Raw genomic sequence first — 19251 nt, forward strand, 5'->3', positions numbered from 1 at the left:
TCAGTAATATAAGCAAATCGCGTTAACGTATTGGGAAATCATTGTGCGACTTAAACTAGTTAGTCTATTAATTATATTGTCAGGGTTATCGGCTTGTAGCACAACCGAAAAACCAACTAAAAACAGTGATAACATCAGTAACAGTGCTAATGCACTAAAAAATCAAGCAACCAGTGCACAATCTATCTATCTATTAGCTCAAAATCGTCAAGGTGCCGATAAAATACAGTTATTATATAGCGCGCGCGATGCTGCTATTAATGAAAAAAACTGGCCTTTATTAGAGCAAATAGGCAGTGACCTTGAGCTAACAGCAAGTGTTGATCAGATTCAAAACCGCCTTTATATTGCGTTTGCGCAAAAACAACAAAATAAAAACAAACAAGCCTTGGTTATTTTGCAGTCTTTAGACGGTCAACTTATTCAGCCTGAACATTTTGCATGGCATCAGTTTTTAACTGCCAGTATTTATGCATCACAAAATTTTCCTAAAAAAGCAGCGCCTTATTTTTTTAAAGCATCAGAAACAGCAGCTAAAAATAATATTGATATCCCGCAGCTTAATGAAAGCTTGTGGGATAACTTAAAAAAGCTCTCGTCTTATGCACTTGAGCGCTTTAACCGTGGAGCAGTGATCCAACAAGGTTGGGTTAACCTTGCTTTATACTACCAAGTTTATGCAAATAGCGGTGTGGAATTAGACCAAGCAATTAATAATTGGCGACGTCGTTATACAGGCCATCCAGCAGATTCTATTTTACCTAAAAAAGATGCAGCGCTTACCGAGTTAGCAGCCATAAAAATTGAACGCTTAGTGGTACTATTTCCGCAGTCGGGCCCTAATGAGCGTTTAGGTGATGCACTTAGAGCTGGCGCTTTAGCGGCGCTGGATACAAAAAAGATAGCTGAAACTATTTTTATTGACGAAAACCTAAGCACCGAAGAAATTGCAATACAGCTTGAAAAAATTAAGCCTGACTTTGTGATTGGCCCACTACTTAAGGCTAACATCGACAAGCTAGCGAGTGCTAAAACATTAATTGATACACCCGTTTTGCATTTGAACACACTTGATGGCGAGCGTATTTCACTACAGCATTACTTTTTTGCATTAAATCCAGAACATGAAGTAGAACAAGCATTGGAGCACTTTTTAGCTATGGGTTACCAAAAACCTATGTTACTTGCGCCTAATAATGCTAACGGACAACGTCTAGTTGATTATTTTAATTTGCAATGGCAGCGCTACAGTGAAACTAAAGCGCAAATTGGCTTATACAATGATAAAAAAGATATGCCAAACACCATTACCAGTTTGCTCGAAGTTGATAAATCAAAAGAACGTATAAAAACTGTAAAAGCGTTATTTAAGCAAGAAGTCGAAAATGAAACACGCTCACGCGGTGATATAGACGTTATTTATATTCTAGGTGATGCAATCGAAACACGTTTAATTAAACCTTACTTAGATGTAAATGTAAGTACATTTGCGGACAGAATTCCGCTTTACGCTAGCTCAAAAAGTCATAGTAAACAGATTGATCGTACAGACAAAGGTGATTTAGATGGCCTATACTTTACCGAGTTACCGTGGATGCTTAATTCACAACTAAAACAATCAAATTTACGCTATCAATATAATACATTGTGGCCTGATCAGGCTGATATAAGCCAGCGCCTATTTGCGATGGCATACGACGCTGTACTCGTGTTACATGATATTAGACAGCTAAGTATAATACCTGGTAAGCAGTTTAATGGCCTAAGTGGCAAGCTGTCGGTCAACAGTAATGGCTATATAGAACGCACACTCGATTGGGCACAATATGCAAACAGACGCATTAAACCTGTTAAGTTAAAAACACAGCGTCCTATTCCGTTATTTATGCAATCAGCGGGTGAAATACACACTATAAATTAAATAAGGGGGGCGACATGTCGTGGTTTAAAGAGCTGTGGCAAAATAGTCGTGAAAAAGGCCAGTATTATGAGCTTGAAGCACAAAAATACTTAGTTACTCAAGGGTTAATCCCGATTGAACGTAATTATTACTGCCCCTTTGGTGAGCTTGATGTCATTATGAAAGAAGGCAACACCCTTGTATTTGTAGAAGTTAAATTTCGTAAAAATAATTCACGCGGTGGTGCAAACTATGCGTTAAGTCCGCAAAAGCAAGCAAGGCTAAAACGCAGTATTTATCATTATTTAGCGGCTAAAAATTTGACAAACGAAGCACTAAGAATTGATTACGTAGCCATAACGGGAGAGTCATCCCCTAAAATAAACTGGCTTAAAAACGTATTTTAAATACTTAAGCAACATGAGCTTAAGTTCAATATAAAGATCAAGTATAAATTATTGGTAGGCTATGCAAGACACAATTAAAGAAATTTTTACAGAAAGTATTCAAGTTCAAATAGCCGCAGGGGAAGTACTCCCCAGTGCGCTTGAGTCAGCGGCATTTACAATTGCACAAAGCATGATAAACGGAAATAAACTCATTTGCTGCGGAACCGCAAATTGCCATATGTTGGCACAGCATATGGCGGGAGTATTGGTTAATCATTATGAAACTGAGCGTCCGTGCCTACCTGCTATTGCTTTATCTCAAGAAAATGTAAATTTAGGGCAAGCTAGCCAAAACGACGAACATGAAACATTTGCTCGGCAAGTTCGCGCATTTGCTCAGCAAGGTGATTTATTACTGGTATTGGCAATAAATGGTAACGAAAAGCATATTATTTCTGCAGTAGAGGCTGCACTAACCAAAGATATGAAGGTCATAGTCATGGTTGGTGATGATGGGGGCGAATTAGTGGGTTTGCTTGGCCCTAATGATGTAGAGATCAGAACACCTTCTAAACGTCCTAGCCGCATTATAGAATCTCATTTGGTTAACTTACATTGCTTAAGCGAACTAGTTGATTTAACGCTTTTCCCGCAGGATGAAAATTATGTTTAAACGTGCTCTTATTGTTTTAAGTACTGTTGTGTTATTACAAGGTTGTGCCGCTGCAATTGTTGCAGGCACGGCTAGTGCAGTGACCTCTGCAAACGATCGCCGTACTATTGGTTCGCAAATTGATGATAACAACATTGAAATAAAAGCGAGCATTGCTTTTAGTGAAGTAGAACGTCTCGAAAAATTTGCTCATATTAACGCTATAAGCGTTAATGGCATTGTTTTACTTGTGGGTCAGGTTCCAAACCCAGAAATGAAAAATGAAGCTCAGCGTACCATTGAGGGCGTAGCTGGTATTCGTAAAATACATAACCAAATTCGCATTGGCTCGAACATTGGAGTCACTACACAAACACACGACTCTTGGCTTACATCAAAAGTTAAAGCACAGTTACTCACCGCAAAAAATATCAGTAGCAATAACATTAAAGTGGTTACCGAAAATGCTGAGGTGTTTTTAATGGGCTTAGTCTCAGAGCAAGAAGCAAATCAAGCGGTTAATATTACCCGTAATGTATCAGGCGTTGAGCGTGTAATTAAAGTATTTGAATATATGTAAAAATAATAGGCATAAAAAAACCGCTTAAAAGCGGTTTTTTTGACATTTATATATTATTTAATAACACGTAAATGTGAGCCTTTTTTCTTTTCAGGCTTTTCTGGCGGTGTTTCATCAATAAATTCAACTGATGAATCAACGCTTTCAAGCTCTGGAGCAAAGTCGTCTTCGTCCCCTAAAAACTCGTCTACTGTAAAGACTGTACCTTCACCATTTTCACGCGCATATATTGCTAGCACTGCACCTAAAGGCACATACACTTGCATTGGCTGACCACCAAAGCGCGCATTAAAGCTTAGTTGGGTTAAGTCTAACGAAAACTGTGTTACTGCTGATGGGCTTATGTTTAAAACAATTTGTCCATCTTGAACAAACTGTGTAGGCACTTGCACATTAGCAAACTCAGCATCTACCACTAAGTGTGGTGTGCATTCGTTATCGACTATCCAATCAAAAAAGGCACGTAATAAATAAGGACGATTAGGTGTCATTATAAACGGATCTCACGCTCAGCTTCAGTTAAAGAAGCTTGGAATGATTCACGCTCAAATAAACGGATCATGTACTCTTTCATTTCTTTAGAACCCGCACCATTAAGCTCAATACCAAATTCTGGTAAGCGCCATAGTAGTGGAGCCAAGTAACAATCTACTAAGCTAAACTCTTCACTCATAAAGTAAGGAGCTTCGTTAAAGATAGGTGCTACAGCTAGTAATGCTTCTGTTAACTCTTTACGAGCTTGAGCCGCATCTGATGTGTTGTTGATGATTTTATCAGCTAGGCTGTACCAATCAGTATCAATACGGTGCATCATTAAACGGCTACGGCCACGCATTACCGGATATACAGGCATTAGTGGAGGATGAGGAAAACGTTCATCAAGGTATTCCATGATGATATTTGCCTGATATAAACCAAGCTCACGGTCAATCAGTGTTGGCACTGTACCGTAAGGGTTAATTTCGTGAAGTGCTTCTGGCAGGTTATCTTTTTCAGCCAAATGAATATCTACACTTACACCTTTTTCAGCAAGTACAATGCGTACTTGGTGGCTATACATACAGTTAGCCCCAGAAAAAAGGGTCATTACAGGGCGCTTATTGGCAGCTACGGCCATGCCTACCTCCATTAAATCACTAAAACAGCAATAGGGGCTTAAGCCCCTATTGCAAAATTACCTTTAAATATGTTCAAACTTAATGAACATCTCTCCAGTATTCTTTCTTAAGCATAAATGCCAAGATAAATAGGATGATTAAAAATCCAATTACCTTAATACCTAGTGCTTCCGACTCAAGACGTGAAGGTTCACCCACGTACTCAAGGAAGTTCGTTAAATCACGAGCTGCTTGATCATACTCATCTACGCTTAACTCACCCGTACCATCTGTTTCAGTAGCAACCACTTTAGTCACTGTGTGACCGTGCTCTTCTACTTCTTTAGTGATAGGAGCTGGTAAACCTTGTAGTTCTTGAAGAACATGCGGCATACCTACCGATGGAAAAACAATATTGTTAACTCCAAACGGGCGAGACTCATCTTTATAAAACGATTTTAAGTACGTGTAAATATAATCAGGTGATTTTACACGCGCAATTAGAGTCAAATCCGGCGGAGCCGCACCAAACCATTTTGCTGCATCGTCTTTTGTAATTGCATTTGTAATATGGCTACCAACTTTAGAACCGTCAAAAATCAACTGCTCTAAACCAACTTCTGTTGGGATACCTATATCACGAAAAGTACGCTCATAACGCTGATACTGCATTTGGTGACAACCTAGGCAGTAGTTCATGAACAACTTTGCGCCGCGTTGTAAAGATGGTTGATCAGTAAGGTCGTTATTAGCTTCCATTAAAGGAACCGACGGACCCGCTGCCATAACCATGTTAGGCAACAAGTTTACTGATAAAGCAAATAAACCAATAATAAGCTTCTTCATCATTTTGTTAACCTCTCAGGCAATGGCTTAGTTTTTTCATTCTTACTGTATACGAACAACAGTACGAAGAACATAAAGTAAGTCACAGTACAGATTTGAGAAATTATCGTTTTCAGATCAGTTTGTGGAGTTGCACCCACCCAACCTAAAAGAACGAAAGTAACAACAAAACCTGCAATGTTCCATTTATGGAAACCACAACGGTAACGAACTGACTTAACCGTACCACGGTCTACCCAAGGTAATAACGCAAGCACTACAATCGATGCACCCATTGCTGCAACACCGATTAACTTATCAGGGATTGCACGTAAGATTGCATAGAATGGCGTAAAGTACCAAACTGGAAAAATATGCTCAGGTGTTTTAAGCGGGTTAGCTGCTTCGAAGTTTGGACCTTCTAAAAAGAAACCATTCATCGCAGGCATAAAAAACACAACCCAACAAAACAATATTAAGAAACCAACCACACCCACAATATCTTTAACTGTGTAATAAGGGTGGAACGGTATTGCATCAACAATGTCTTTTTTGTCAGTGTAATACTCATGAAATTTAAATTTAGGCTTATCTTCTTCAGCTACAGAGCCTTTCTTACGCTTAATTTCAACACCTTCAGGGTTGTTTGAACCCACTTCGTGTAAAGCTACAATGTGTAAGAAAACTAAGATAACAATAACCAGTGGTAATGCAATTACATGCAGTGCAAAAAAGCGGTTAAGCGTTGCACCCGATATTACGTAATCACCACGGATCCAAAGTGTTAAGTCATCACCAATTACTGGAATAGCACCGAATAATGAAATGATTACCTGTGCACCCCAAAATGACATTTGGCCCCAAGGTAATAAGTACCCCATGAACGCTTCAGCCATTAATGCTAGGAAGATAAACATACCGAACAACCACAGTAGTTCACGTGGTTTTTGGTAAGAACCGTAGATCATGCCACGGAACATATGCATATATACAACAATGAAAAACGCTGATGCACCAGTTGAGTGCAAGTAACGCAATAACCAGCCATATTCTACATCACGCATGATGTATTCAACTGAGGCGAATGCGCCCTCAGCAGATGGCACAAAATTCATCGTTAACCAAATACCTGTAAGAATTTGGTTTACTAGTACGAGCATGGCTAGTGAGCCAAAAAAGTACCAGAAGTTAAAGTTTTTAGGTGCTGGATACTGTGCAATGTGCATGTTCCAAACACGTGTCATTGGGATTCGGTCGTCTATCCAACCAATAATCTTACCAAACATTAGACTACCCCTCTTTCTTCGCCCACTAAAATAGTGGTTTCATCTAGAAAAGTATAAGGTGGTATTTCTAAGTTTAATGGTGCAGGTACCGATTGAAATACTCGGCCAGCCATATCAAATTTAGAACCGTGGCATGGGCAGTAGAAACCATCGTCAGTCCCTTCTACTTTTTCACCAAAGTTACCTTGTAAAAAGCCAGGAGAACATCCTAAATGCGTACAAATACCTACAGCCAAAAATATTTCTGGGCGTAATGAACGGTAATCATTTGTTGATGATTCTAATTGTTGTGGCTCTTGCGATTGCGGATCACGAAGTTGACCTTCATGTTCTTTCATCTGCTCAAGCATTTTTGGGGTACGTGATACAACCCATACAGGTTTACCACGCCACTCGACACGTATTAATTGTCCAGGCTCAAGTTTGCTGATATCTACTTCTACAGGCGCACCCGCAGATTTAGCTCGCTCACTTGGATTCCAAGACGCAATAAAAGGAACAGCAGCCCCAGCCGCACCAACACCACCAACAACAGAGGTAGCTATGGTTAAAAAGCGACGTCGGCCATTGTCTACAGGCGCATTGCTCATCCACTTATCTCCACTTACGATTCTCAACACTTGCTATATTGAGAACATCAGTTACAGCAGGTTAATTATTCGAAATTTTTAAAATAGAAACGATCATAATTAAAACCCTTGATTAAAACAAGGTTATTCACAGCCTCATGCTCTAACAAACCCAACTTCACCTAAGGTGCAATAAGCCAGTTTGAGTATAGGGCCGAATAGTTATAATACCGTTTCTGTAAAAACAATGTACTGACCAAGATCAACTTCACTAAACAGAAGCTGTAAAAACTACCTATAGCGTCGTTCAACCGATCATTTTACTTACCGGACAATTGTAGCAAATAAATCCATCAATTAACTGATGGATTTAAACTAATTACGATAATTATTTAACTTTTTTGCAGCTATCTGACAATTTCATAACTTTCGTTCGATAAATACGCTGCTCTTGGCAAATATGATCATCAAAAAATCATCATAACCGGATATAGAGGAATCAAAATAACTAAACTACAATAGCAAAACTTTTGATTCTAAAACAAAAAACCCAGCATAAGCTGGGTTTTTGAATTCTTGATAACGTATAGATTAACGTTTTGAGAACTGTGGACGCTTACGCGCTTTCTTAAGACCCACTTTCTTACGTTCAACTTTACGTGCATCACGAGTAACGAAACCTGCTTTACGAAGTTGTGGACGTAGTGACTCGTCAAACTCCATAAGTGCACGAGTGATACCGTGACGGATAGCACCAGCTTGACCAGTTGTACCACCACCAGCAACGGTGATGTAAAGATCAAATTTTTCAGTCATATCAACTAGCTCAAGAGCTTGATGAACAACCATGCGTGCTGTTTCGCGACCAAAGTACTCTTCTAAAGAGCGCTTGTTGATTACGATGTTACCAGTGCCTGGGCGTAAGAATACGCGAGCACTTGAACTTTTACGACGACCTGTACCGTAGTATTGATTTGCCATGATGGTGCTCCTTAAATGTCTAGAACCTGAGGCTGTTGTGCAGCATGGTTGTGCTCAGTACCTGTGTAAACTTTAAGTTTACGGTACATAGCGCGGCCTAAAGGACCACGTGGCAACATGCCCTTAACAGCCTTCTCGATGATCATTTCAGGCTTTGCAGCTTGAAGTTTATCAAAAGTAGTAGACTTAAGACCACCTGGAAAACCAGAGTGTGAATAGTACACTTTGTTTTTGAATTTGTTACCAGTTACAGTAACTTTTTCAGCGTTGATAACGATGATATAATCACCAGTATCTACGTGCGGTGTATATTCAGCTTTGTGCTTACCGCGTAGGCGATGAGCGATTTCAGTAGCGATGCGACCTAAAGTTTTACCTTCAGCGTCAACTACGTACCAGTCACGTTTTACTGTTTCTGGTTTAGCAACAAACGTTTTCATTTATAAAAATCCAATGTTTTTCAATTAAAACCACAAGTAGTTAATATTAACTACTGCTCTAAGTTTGCTATAACCCCTTCGAGTTTTAGACTTTTGCGCCGCTCACAAGTGGCTAGACTATATGAAGGCATAGAACGCAACGTGGCAGACTCGGGAGTATACCAGCACTTAAACTACATTGCTACCGGCCGCCTGTTTTTTCCACAAAATATTTAACTCAGATAACTTTATTACTTTTTGCTTTATACCAAATGCTCTTTTGCTAAATATTCTAAAGATTGCATTTCCTGTAAGCGGCTAATACAACGCTTAAATTCAAAGTTGAGATTACCCTGCGTATAAAGGTCGGTGATTGGTTGCTCTGCTGAAATAATTAAGGTTACATGACGCTCGTAAAACTCATCTACTAATGCAATAAAACGCCTTGCTGCATCATCGTTTGTTTGTCCAAGCTGTTTTACGTTAGATATAATCACCGTGTTATATAAACGACTAATTTCCATGTAATCGACTTGGCTACGCGCGGTTTCGCACAATTCACTAAATTCGAACATCACCACACATTTAGCCACTTTGCGGGTTTTAATTAAACGCCCTTCAATTTCTATAGACTCGTTTAATTGCCCAGGTTCTGGCGAAAGCTTATCGAAGTAGTCAAATAGATTTTTATCGGCTTGCTCATCAAGCGGGCTATGAAAAATTTCGGCTTGCTCAAGTGTCCGCAATCGATAGTCAATGCCAGAGTCTACATTAACTATGTCAGTATTAAGTTTAACTAACTCGATTGCTGGCACAAAACGCGCTCGCTGCAGGCCATTTCGATAAAGCTCATCCGGCACTATGTTCGATGTAGCAACAAGTACAATACCGCGCGCAAATAGCGCCTCCATTAAGCCGCCTAACAACATGGCATCGGTAATATCTTGAACAAAAAACTCATCAAAGCAAATGATGTCTGTTTCTGCTTTAAAAATATCCGCTATTTTCTCTAATGGATTTGCGGTGTTATTTAGCTTTTTAAGCTCATCGTGTACTCGGTGCATAAAACGATGAAAATGCACGCGCATTTTACGTGTACCTGGTAAGGATTCATAAAATGTGTCAACTAAATACGTTTTACCACGCCCAACTCCCCCCCAAAAGTACAATCCTTTTATAGGTGCAGGCTCATTTTTACTAAATAACTTAGCAAAAAAGCCTTTTGATTTTGGCGCTGCCTGAGTTAAGTCATCGTATAAACGTTGTAAATGACGCACCGCATTTTCTTGTGCTGCGTCATGTACAAAGTCATCTCGCTTTAAGTCTTGTTGATATGTTTGCCAAGGAGTCATATGTATTTACAGTCAAAACGCAGTTTAATTTGAAAAGCATATTAACACGCATCATAACTCGGGGTATATTACCCTTAGTATGATTCGTAATTGAATCGGCATTTATTAGTTATTTTCCCAAGGGGTAGAATTATGGGTACAGTTACGTGGATAGGTTTAATTGTCATTACTGCTGTGGTGGCATTTTTTATTGGTGCATTTATTACTAAAAAGCAATTCAAGCAAGATGAGTTAAAAGAACAAGCAGTACAAGCTCAAAATGCGCTTGAGCAATATCGTCAAGATGTAGCAGATCATTTAGCGAATACAGGTAAGCTCGTAAATAAAATGAAAGAGAACTATGATCAACTACTTAGCCATGTTGAGGCAACTAATCAACTGCTTTTAGAGGATAGAAACCAACAACCAGCCGAACCTTTTTTCTCTAAAGAAACAACGGAGCAGTTGCAGGCGTCTTTAAAGGAACGTCAATCAGATCGTTCATCGGCTAAAGCACAACCTGCTGATTACGTATCAGGCGAATCAGGTTTATTTGCTGGCCAAAATAAAGTTTCAGAACATTCTAAAGCATCTTGATGAACTTTTTTTTGACCCCATAGTCTTTAGATATAACAGCTTTGTTGTTTTATTTTAATAAACCGAAAAGGGCTGCTGTAAAGTAGCCCTTTTTGTTTTGCTTTATCTTAAGTGGAGTTACCCCTGACTATGAAAATGAAATTATCACTTATCAGCGCAGCTATCTTATCTACAAGTTTATTAATAAGTCCTGCCGCATCTTACGCAAAAATGCCAATTGCAGTAAATGGTCAACAACTTCCCACTCTCGCACCTATGTTAGAACAAATATCTCCAGGTGTTGTGAGCATTCAAGTATCGGGATCTAAAGAAGTACGTCGTCGTGCAGATCCGCTTGAATACTTTTTTGGACAGCAACAGCCCCGAAGCCAGAAACGCCAGTTTAGTGGTTTAGGATCAGGTGTAATTATTAATGCAGACGAAGGTTATGTAGTTACAAATAATCATGTTATTCAAGATGCCGAAAAAATGGTTGTCACTTTAGAAGATGGCCGTGAATTTGAAGCGACTAAAATAGGCACAGATAAAGAGTCTGACATTGCGCTTTTGCAAATCGATGCTGATGACTTAACAGAAATAAAGCTCGCTAACTCAGATAAATTACGTGTTGGTGACTTTGCGGTCGCTATCGGTAATCCATTTGGCCTTAGCCATACAGTAACATCGGGTATTGTGAGTGCGCTTGGTCGCAGTGGTTTAAACATTGAAGGCTATGAAGACTTTATTCAAACCGATGCAGCTATTAACCAAGGTAACTCTGGTGGCGCTTTAGTTAACTTAAATGGTGAATTAATAGGGATTAATACGGCTATTTTAGGTGCTTCAGGCGGTAATGTAGGGATTGGTTTTGCTATCCCTTCTAATATGATGAAAAATCTTGTTGATCAAATAATTGAACACGGTGAAGTGCGTCGAGGCTCATTAGGTATTTCTGGCCGCCCACTTGATGCTGGCCTTGCTAAAGCGCAGCAACTTGACGTAAAACAGGGTGCTTACGTTATGCAAGTAATGGACGACACAGCGGCCAGCAAAGCAGGCATTAAAGCCGGCGATGTTATTGTTAGTATTAACGATAGTGATATTAGCGGTTTTCACGAACTGCGCAGTAAAATTGCCACATTGGGCGAAGGCCGTGAGATCAAACTTGGCATATACCGCGATGGAAAAATTAAAACGGTTAAAGTAACCCTTGATGGCGCATCGGGTATTACTGCAACCGGCGAAGAGCTGCATCCTGCTTTTCAAGGTGCCGAACTCGAGAACGTACAAAAAAATAGTAATAAAGGTGTTGAGGTTAGAACGGTAGACCCTCGCTCTCCTTCTGCGCGTGTTGGTCTTGAAGAAGGCGATATTATTATGCAAGTAAACCGCCAACGTGTAGAGACAATTCGCGACATGAATAAGATTATCGACAATACTAAAGGCAATATAGTGCTAGGCGTTAAACGCGGGCGCGAGTCGATTTTTATTCTAATTCAGTAATAACACAACACAACTAACGTAATAAAAAATAACAGCGGCACTTGCCGCTGTTATTTTTTTTGTGTCATCATAAAGAGATTGCTCACTTACATAATAAGAAACTCGTGCTGAAATTAATAAAATTTATTCTCCCCCCTTTATTTGCAGGCCTTAGTATTGCTTTTTTAGTGGTTTTTTTCAGCCCCAATATGCGAGCCGCTTTATTGCCTAATGTGCCTTTACCCAGCGCTATGAGCGCCAGTCACCTGAGTTTTTCGGATGCTGTAAAGCGCGCAGCACCTTCTGTGGTCACTATTTTTTCTGAGAGTATTTCTAAAGAGCCACGTTATAAACGCAAAAACACGGTGCAAGAACTCGGCTCTGGCGTAATCATGTCGCAAAATGGCTATATTCTCACCAATTACCATGTAGTTAATAATGCAGACCAAATCATGGTAATTTTAACCGATGGCAGGCGCTTTTTTGATGTACAGCTTATTGGGTTTGATACTATTACCGATTTGGCGCTCCTTAAAATAAATGCAGAGCACCTACCTATCATCCCTATAAATGATGACTACGTATCCAGTGTCGGCGATGTTGTACTTGCTATTGGCAACCCGCTCAATTTAGGGCAAACGATTACCCAAGGCATTATTAGCGCAACAGGCAAGCAAAAAATTACGGATAGCCCTTATAATAATTTATTGCAAATGGATGCGGCGATTAATGTGGGCAACTCAGGTGGCGCACTCGTCAACTCTAATGGTGACTTAGTCGGGATTACTTCTGCTCAATTTAAAACGCGTGAGAACCTTAATATTCAAGGAATATTTTTTGCTGTTCCCTACACGTTAGCAAAAGAAGTAATGAGTAAATTAATCCGCCATGGTCGAGTTGTACGCGGTTATTTAGGCTTTGAAGGCACTGCCGTTGATAGCACTGGCAAAGAGGTTAACGATAGCCTTACACCGGTATCTGGAATGCGTATCACTAACTTAGACCCTTTGGGTCCGGCTTGGCAGGCTGGTATTGAAGAGCAAGACATTGTTATTAAAATTGCAGGGCTTTCTGTGGCTAACCCACAAAAGGTACTAAAAGAAATCGGTAATACAGAGCCTGGTAAAGAAATAGAATTTGAACTTTACCGCAATGGTAAAATAGAAAAGATCATGGTTACAGTCGCTGAGCTTGAGACAAAGCTATAACACGATTGTATTCGCTTAGAAAATAAAAAAGCGCGGATAAAACCGCGCTTTTACTTTAAAAACAGTGATTAACTGCTTTTACGTTTAATATTTGCACCTAGCGCACTTAGTTTGTCCTCAATACGCTGATAACCTCTGTCAACATGATAAATACGATCTACAACCGTTTCACCTTGCGCTACTATTCCCGTTAAAATTAAGCTTGCTGAAGCACGTAAATCGGTAGCCATAACTTGTGCACCCGTTAGACTTTGCGTATCACCACAAATGGCGGTATTACCCTCAAGACGGATGTTTGCTCCCATACGTTGCAGCTCTGGTACATGCATAAAACGGTTTTCGAAAATAGTTTCGGTTATGGTTGCACTGCCATTTGCCACTACATTTAAAGCAGTAAACTGGGCTTGCATATCGGTTGGGAAACCTGGATGCGGTGCTGTTTTAATATTAACAGCTTTAAGTTCGCGACCACGCATATCTAGGTAAATACTATTCTCATGAACCTCAAGAAGCGCATTCGTTGCTCGTAATTTTTCAATTACAGGTTCAAGGGAGTGAAAGTCGGTATTTTTACAAAGTACTTCACCACCAGCCATTGCTGCAGCGACTAAAAACGTACCTGTTTCAATTCTGTCAGGCAAAATACGATGCTCACATCCAGCTAAACGTTCAACGCCTTCGACCTCAATACGACTAGTGCCTGCACCCGTAATTTTAGCGCCCATAGCAATCAAGCAATTAGCTAAATCGATTATTTCAGGCTCACGTGCTGCGTTATCAAGCACCGTTTTACCATCAGCAAGTGCGGCGGCCATCAGTAAATTTTCGGTAGCGCCTACGCTTACCATTTCCATAAAGATTTCAGCGCCTTTCAAACGCCCATTTACCTTGGCATTAATATAACCATTTTCAACGCTTATGTGCGCGCCCATGCGCTCTAGACCTTGAATATGAATATCTACAGGACGAGCACCAATAGCACAACCACCAGGTAAAGACACTTGAGCTTCACCAAATCTTGCAACTAAAGGGCCTAAGGCAAGTACAGATGCGCGCATTTGTTTAACTAAATCGTATGGCGCTAATGTTTTATCAACCGTAGCACCATCAATAATGAGTGTGTCACCTTGCCAAATAACATCTGCACCTAAGGTTTTTAATAGCGCTTCGGTAGTAACAATATCGCGAAGACGTGGCACATTGGTAAATGTACTTTTACCATCAGCCAATAGTGAAGCAAATAAGATAGGAAGTGCGGCATTTTTAGCGCCAGAAATAGTCACCTCACCAGCAAGTGAAGTGCCACCTTGAATTACAAATTGATCCATTAGGAGGCCCTATTTATTGCGGTAAAATAAATTTTTGTTCACGCTTCCACTCTACAGGAGTAAATGCACGAATAGATACGGCGTGAATTGTACCATCTGAGATGGTACTCATTAGTGGACCATAAACTAGCTGCTGCTTTTTAACTCGGCTTAAACCGTCGAAGCATTCGCCTACTGCAACAACTTCATAATGACTACCATTGGCTTTTACATGCACTTCAGCTAATTGAAGTTCTTCGCGTAATAATGTTTCGACTTGGCTAGTTTCCATAACTCTCACTCAAATAGGGTTGTAACTTGACCCAATTGCATTAAATTTTGCAATTGCTCAGGTAAATTTTGCAACTCAAGGCGAATGCCTTGCTGCTTTAATTCTGCAAAAGAGTGAATTAACCAAGCTAAGCCCGCCGTGTCAACCCTAGATACCCCACTTAGGTCAAAATAGATGATTTTATGCTTAGTTAATAGCTTATTGTTCAGAAGCCGTTCATCGCCAATTGAATTTCGAGTAAGCTCACCGCTTACCCGAAAGTGTTGTTCATCAACATGGCTTATCGCCAATTTAGTCATTTGCACCATTACCTCTAAACTGAACCGGTAGCTGACTCTTTTGCTCTAAAAGGTTACTTACATTGTCGATACCTTGCTGGCGCAAAATACCTTGTAGTTCACTTTGTTTCGCATCTAATAAACTAATACCTTCAGCAATCATATCGTACGCACGCCATTCACCGCCACGATCTTCTCGTACCTTAAAGTCAATTTTGATATCTGGTTTACCATCTTCAATGATTTTAGTTTTAACAACAACGACATCTTTACCTTTAAATGCTTGCTCAGCACCAAACTCAACTTTTTGATTTGTGTACTGTGTAAATACACCCGCATACGTTGCAACTAAGTACTCTCTAAATACAACAATAAAGCGTTGGATATCTTTAATTGCCTGTGCTTTTTCGGCTTCATCCGTTATCGCACGCACTTTAGATACTTCACTACCTAATACGCGAAGTGCAGCGTATTTATAATCTATGTAAGGCATCAATTCTTCTTCAACAATAACGCGAAGATGCTCACTATCTTTAATGATTAGTGGTTGATCCTTTTTTATTCTTGCAAATGTATTATCGGCAACTTGGCGAACCATTTTATTAGGATTGACGAGCTTAACATCAGCTGCATTTATACTTTGCGCAAACGTCATTGTACCTAGTGCTATAATAGCTAAAAACTTTTTCAACATAATAATTACTCACTACCTTGGTTGAATAAAAACTGCCCAATCAACTCTTCAAGTACGATGGCAGACTTAGTATCAGTGATTGAATCGCCGTCACCTAGCGCTTTACTTTCTACACCAAATAAATCGTCAATTGCTTGGTCTTGCTTGTTTTCGGTTACTGTTTCGCCTAAACAACGTTGTTCTGCAGAATTTGGCGAAATCACTGGGTGGAGACCTAAGTACTGCTCACCCAAAATCCCCGATGTTAAAATAGAAATTGAACTCGTATCTGAAAAACGACATAAATACTGTGCATCAATAGTCATATTAACGACTGGTAAAAATTCTTGTGGATGAACATAAATAGAGTCAACTCGACCAATAACAACGCCCCCGACTTTAACTGGGGCACGTGCTTTTAATGAGCCTATATTTTCAAACTTGGCATTTAGCGAATATGTTTCGCCTGTGCCACTAATACCTGAATTGGCAACTTTAAGCGCAAGCATCGCAAACGCTAAAATTCCTAACGCTACAAAAAAACCAACTAAAATTTCTAATTTCCGTGAATTCATTATCTATACCCTATTAGCTGGTAAACATTACCGCTGTCAAAATAAAGTCAAAACCTAAAACTGCCAATGACGAATGTACAACCGTTTCGGTGGTTGCTTTACTGATCCCTTCAGAGGTCGGTACACAGTCATAACCTTTATAAAGTGCAATCCAGGTCACCACAATGGCAAATACAATGCTTTTAATTATGCCGTTTAATATATCTTGTTGAAACGACACTTGTGATTGCATGATTGACCAAAAACTCCCAGTATCAACTCCTAGCCAATCAACGCCCACTAAATGAGCGCCTATAATAGCCACAGCTGAAAATATCAATGCAAGCAATGGCATACTAATAAAGCCCGCCCAAAAGCGCGGTGCAATTATGCGTTTTAGTGGATCAATTGCCATCATTTCGAGTGATGATAACTGCTCTGTTGCTTTCATTAAGCCAATTTCAGCAGTCAGTGCGCTACCTGCTCGTCCTGCAAATAGTAATGCAGTGACAACTGGGCCTAGCTCTCGTAATAAACTCAGCGCAACTAACGGCCCCAAACTATCTTCAGCGCCATAACCCACTAATACGGTGTAACCTTGCAACGCCAACACCATGCCAATAAACAACCCCGACACCATAATAATGAGCAGCGATTGCGATCCCACCATGTAAAGTTGGCGAATAAGTAGCGGTGTGCCTTTTTTAAAATTAGGAACATGCGCTAACGCACTAAATAGCATATAAGCAGAACGACCTAGGGCCGCAAAACGTCCTAGCGTTTTATGTCCTAGCTTTTGAAATAAATCAAACATTATGCTTTTTCTCCAAGTAGCTCATCGACATAAGCTTGGGCTGGGAAATGAAATGGTACAGGACCATCCGACAAGCCTTTTAAAAACTGTTGGACTAAAGGAGATTCATGATTGCGCATCTCATCAGGAGTACCACAGCCAATTACACCTTGATCAGCAATAATAATAACGTGATCCGCAATACTCATTACCTCGGTAACGTCATGGGTCACGATTAAAGACGATAGCCCCAACACTTCATTAAGTGATTTAATTAGCTTAACTAAAACCCCCATTGAAATTGGGTCTTGACCAGCAAATGGCTCATCGTACATTATTAGTTCTGGATCAAGTGCTATAGAACGAGCAAGTGCAGCACGCCTTGCCATACCACCTGACAACTCTGACGGCATTAAATCTTTAGCACCACGTAAGCCAACAGCTTGCAATTTCATTAGCACCACTAAGCGAATAAGATCTTCGCTTAACTTAGTATGCTCTCTTATCGGAAACGCGATATTGTCAAATACCGACATGTCGGTAAACAACGCACCACTTTGAAAAAGCATACTCATTTTAGTACGCGCTTCGTATAGCTCTTTGCGAGACATTTTAGGAATGCTACCGCCTTCAAATAAAATATCACCCGAATCTGGCTTAAGCTGACCACCAATTAAACGTAACATCGTGGTTTTGCCAATTCCGCTTGGCCCCATAATCGCAGTGATTTTACCTTTAGGTACACTAAAACTCATATTTTTATATATGGTTCTATTGCCTCTCGAAAAGCTAACATCCTTGACTTCTACTATTGATTGCGACAAGTCGCTCTCCATAAAATGTTCACTAGTGCAGCTATTTTAAAGCTTTTTGATCCAAGATGGAAAAAACAATTCGTAAGATTTTGTAATACACATGTGAAAAGGATTATAAGACTCACTCAAAACAGCTTAACCTCAGCTTAAATGGCTAAGTAAGCTGTTTTAAAGCACCATAGGTATACAGTTGACCTTACTCTTTTATTTATACTTTCATCTTGGCTTTTGTTACTATTCGCGCAATTACTATTTTGAATAACTGGCTTAACACAATGGTTACCTCGTTTGTTATTTTAATTCTTGGTTTTGCAGCTCTAGTTTGGAGTGCAGACAGGTTTGTTTTTGGTGCAGCAGCGCTTGCAAAAAACTTTGGGGTTCCAACTCTAATTGTTGGTTTAACTGTGGTAGCGATGGGTTCATCAGCTCCAGAAATGATGGTTTCAGCTTCGGCAGCACTTGCTGGTAAAACGGATACTGCGGTAGGCAATGCCATTGGTTCAAACATAACAAACATATTACTCGTGTTAGGTATAACTGCATTATTTCGCCCGCTTTCAGTATCATCTGGTACATTAAAACGAGAAATACCACTGGTACTTCTCGTATCGTTAGCTAGCTGGTATATTTTTTCTGACAACTACTTTTCATTAGCTGAAGGCGTAGCCTTGTTAATTGGCTTCATTGTCTTTATTGGCGGATTAATTATTGTATCTATGCGTGCAAAAAATCAAGACGACCCATTTGTATCAGAAGCCTGTGATGACGTGCCTAGCAATGTACCAACAAAAAATGCTGTATTTTGGTTAGTCATTGGCATGATATTACTCCCTGTCAGCTCATATTTTTTAATTGGTTCTGCTGTCGACATTGCTAAGTTTTTTGGTCTAAGCGACCTAGTAATTGGCCTAACTATTATTGCTATTGGCACCAGTTTACCAGAGCTTGCAGCTTCTATTGCCGGTGTGCTTAAAAACGAAGATGACTTAGCTCTGGGTAATATTGTTGGCTCAAATATTTTTAATATTTTAGCGGTGTTACCACTGGCTGGTATTATCAACCCATCAATCATTGACCCTTCTGTAGCAAGTCGTGACATACTAATAATGATTGGTGCAACAATTGCGCTTATTGTTATGTCATTGAACTTTAGAGGCACACAACGCATCAATAGAGTAGAAGGTAGCCTATTGTTAATCGCATTTTTGGGCTATCAAGGATATATTTTCAGTCAAGTAGGGTAA

Annotated in this window: 23 protein-coding genes; 8 read left to right on the forward strand and 15 right to left on the reverse strand. The window is 39.9% G+C overall.

Going from position 1 to position 19251, the window contains the following annotated elements:
- Positions 1-43: 43 nt before the first annotated feature.
- The 4 genes from CWB66_RS06095 to dolP all read left to right on the forward strand — a co-directional run bounded on the left by CWB66_RS06095 (position 44) and on the right by dolP (position 3521).
- Entirely contained in the window at positions 44-1921 is a 1878-nt protein-coding gene (locus CWB66_RS06095; protein WP_138584689.1) for a penicillin-binding protein activator, read from the forward strand.
- A 14-nt stretch (positions 1922-1935) separates the two neighbouring features.
- On the forward strand, positions 1936-2307 hold the full coding sequence (locus CWB66_RS06100; RefSeq protein ID WP_077535996.1) for a YraN family protein: 372 nt from the start codon (positions 1936-1938) through the stop codon (positions 2305-2307).
- A gap of 61 nt (positions 2308-2368) precedes the next feature.
- A complete protein-coding gene (locus CWB66_RS06105; protein WP_077535997.1) occupies positions 2369-2962 on the forward strand; it encodes an SIS domain-containing protein in 594 nt (197 codons plus the stop codon).
- Positions 2955-3521, forward strand: coding sequence for a division/outer membrane stress-associated lipid-binding lipoprotein (gene dolP / locus CWB66_RS06110; protein WP_138584690.1), 567 nt, complete (start codon positions 2955-2957; stop codon positions 3519-3521). Before CWB66_RS06105 ends, dolP begins: the two co-directional genes overlap by 8 nt.
- A 53-nt stretch (positions 3522-3574) precedes the next feature.
- On the opposite strand, the gene CWB66_RS06115 is transcribed toward dolP, so the two are convergent.
- The 8 genes from CWB66_RS06115 to zapE form a co-directional block, all read right to left on the reverse strand.
- Positions 3575-4012 (reverse strand): ClpXP protease specificity-enhancing factor, encoded by a 438-nt coding sequence (locus CWB66_RS06115; protein WP_077535998.1) that lies wholly within the window; start codon positions 4010-4012, stop codon positions 3575-3577.
- Positions 4012-4638: a stringent starvation protein SspA gene (gene sspA / locus CWB66_RS06120; RefSeq protein WP_077538834.1), complete on the reverse strand. Its 627-nt coding sequence runs from the start codon at positions 4636-4638 to the stop codon at positions 4012-4014. Before sspA ends, CWB66_RS06115 begins: the two co-directional genes overlap by 1 nt.
- A 79-nt stretch (positions 4639-4717) precedes the next feature.
- Positions 4718-5467, reverse strand: coding sequence for a cytochrome c1 (locus CWB66_RS06125; RefSeq protein WP_077535999.1), 750 nt, complete (start codon positions 5465-5467; stop codon positions 4718-4720).
- Positions 5464-6729, reverse strand: coding sequence for a cytochrome b (locus CWB66_RS06130; RefSeq protein ID WP_077536000.1), 1266 nt, complete (start codon positions 6727-6729; stop codon positions 5464-5466). Before CWB66_RS06130 ends, CWB66_RS06125 begins: the two co-directional genes overlap by 4 nt.
- Positions 6729-7319 (reverse strand): ubiquinol-cytochrome c reductase iron-sulfur subunit, encoded by a 591-nt coding sequence (gene petA / locus CWB66_RS06135; protein WP_007378319.1) that lies wholly within the window; start codon positions 7317-7319, stop codon positions 6729-6731. Before petA ends, CWB66_RS06130 begins: the two co-directional genes overlap by 1 nt.
- A gap of 570 nt (positions 7320-7889) precedes the next feature.
- Positions 7890-8282, reverse strand: a complete 393-nt coding sequence (gene rpsI, locus CWB66_RS06140) for a 30S ribosomal protein S9 (RefSeq protein WP_024599268.1) — start codon at positions 8280-8282, stop codon at positions 7890-7892.
- Between the two features lie 8 nt (positions 8283-8290).
- Positions 8291-8719, reverse strand: coding sequence for a 50S ribosomal protein L13 (gene rplM, locus CWB66_RS06145; RefSeq protein ID WP_077536001.1), 429 nt, complete (start codon positions 8717-8719; stop codon positions 8291-8293).
- 242 nt (positions 8720-8961) lie between these two features.
- Positions 8962-10050, reverse strand: a complete 1089-nt coding sequence (gene zapE / locus CWB66_RS06150; protein ID WP_077536002.1) for a cell division protein ZapE — start codon at positions 10048-10050, stop codon at positions 8962-8964.
- A gap of 132 nt (positions 10051-10182) precedes the next feature.
- Here zapE and CWB66_RS06155 point away from each other — a divergent pair, with 132 nt between their 5' ends.
- The 3 genes from CWB66_RS06155 to CWB66_RS06165 all read left to right on the forward strand — a co-directional run bounded on the left by CWB66_RS06155 (position 10183) and on the right by CWB66_RS06165 (position 13295).
- Positions 10183-10626: a Z-ring associated ZapG family protein gene (locus CWB66_RS06155; protein WP_077536003.1), complete on the forward strand. Its 444-nt coding sequence runs from the start codon at positions 10183-10185 to the stop codon at positions 10624-10626.
- A gap of 129 nt (positions 10627-10755) precedes the next feature.
- Complete coding sequence (locus CWB66_RS06160) at positions 10756-12108, forward strand: Do family serine endopeptidase (RefSeq protein WP_138584691.1); 1353 nt, start codon at positions 10756-10758, stop codon at positions 12106-12108.
- Between the two features lie 104 nt (positions 12109-12212).
- Positions 12213-13295 carry a trypsin-like peptidase domain-containing protein gene (locus CWB66_RS06165; protein ID WP_138584692.1) on the forward strand — a complete coding sequence of 361 codons (1083 nt, stop codon included), beginning with the start codon at positions 12213-12215 and terminating at the stop codon, positions 13293-13295.
- Positions 13296-13363: 68 nt separating this feature from the next.
- Here the strand turns inward: CWB66_RS06165 and murA are convergent, their stop codons facing one another.
- Genes murA through CWB66_RS06200 form a run of 7 tightly spaced genes read right to left on the reverse strand, consistent with a single transcriptional unit; the run spans position 13364 to position 18028 of the window.
- Positions 13364-14623, reverse strand: coding sequence for a UDP-N-acetylglucosamine 1-carboxyvinyltransferase (gene murA, locus CWB66_RS06170; protein WP_138584693.1), 1260 nt, complete (start codon positions 14621-14623; stop codon positions 13364-13366).
- Between the two features lie 13 nt (positions 14624-14636).
- On the reverse strand, positions 14637-14894 hold the full coding sequence (locus CWB66_RS06175) for a BolA family protein (RefSeq protein WP_077536007.1): 258 nt from the start codon (positions 14892-14894) through the stop codon (positions 14637-14639).
- 5 nt (positions 14895-14899) lie between these two features.
- Entirely contained in the window at positions 14900-15193 is a 294-nt protein-coding gene (locus CWB66_RS06180; protein WP_077536008.1) for an STAS domain-containing protein, read from the reverse strand.
- Complete coding sequence (locus tag CWB66_RS06185; protein WP_138584694.1) at positions 15186-15866, reverse strand: MlaC/ttg2D family ABC transporter substrate-binding protein; 681 nt, start codon at positions 15864-15866, stop codon at positions 15186-15188. The genes CWB66_RS06180 and CWB66_RS06185 overlap by 8 nt, the downstream gene beginning before the upstream one ends.
- A gap of 5 nt (positions 15867-15871) precedes the next feature.
- A complete protein-coding gene (mlaD, locus tag CWB66_RS06190; RefSeq protein ID WP_077536010.1) occupies positions 15872-16420 on the reverse strand; it encodes an outer membrane lipid asymmetry maintenance protein MlaD in 549 nt (182 codons plus the stop codon).
- Positions 16421-16433: 13 nt separating this feature from the next.
- Positions 16434-17213 (reverse strand): lipid asymmetry maintenance ABC transporter permease subunit MlaE, encoded by a 780-nt coding sequence (gene mlaE / locus CWB66_RS06195; RefSeq protein WP_077536011.1) that lies wholly within the window; start codon positions 17211-17213, stop codon positions 16434-16436.
- Positions 17213-18028, reverse strand: coding sequence for an ATP-binding cassette domain-containing protein (locus tag CWB66_RS06200; protein ID WP_077536012.1), 816 nt, complete (start codon positions 18026-18028; stop codon positions 17213-17215). The genes mlaE and CWB66_RS06200 overlap by 1 nt, the downstream gene beginning before the upstream one ends.
- A 254-nt stretch (positions 18029-18282) precedes the next feature.
- On the opposite strand from CWB66_RS06200, the gene CWB66_RS06205 reads away from it, so the two are divergent.
- Complete coding sequence (locus tag CWB66_RS06205) at positions 18283-19251, forward strand: calcium/sodium antiporter (protein WP_138584695.1); 969 nt, start codon at positions 18283-18285, stop codon at positions 19249-19251.

Source organism: Pseudoalteromonas sp. S558 (assembly GCF_005886635.1).
Lineage (GTDB): Bacteria > Pseudomonadota > Gammaproteobacteria > Enterobacterales > Alteromonadaceae > Pseudoalteromonas > Pseudoalteromonas aliena.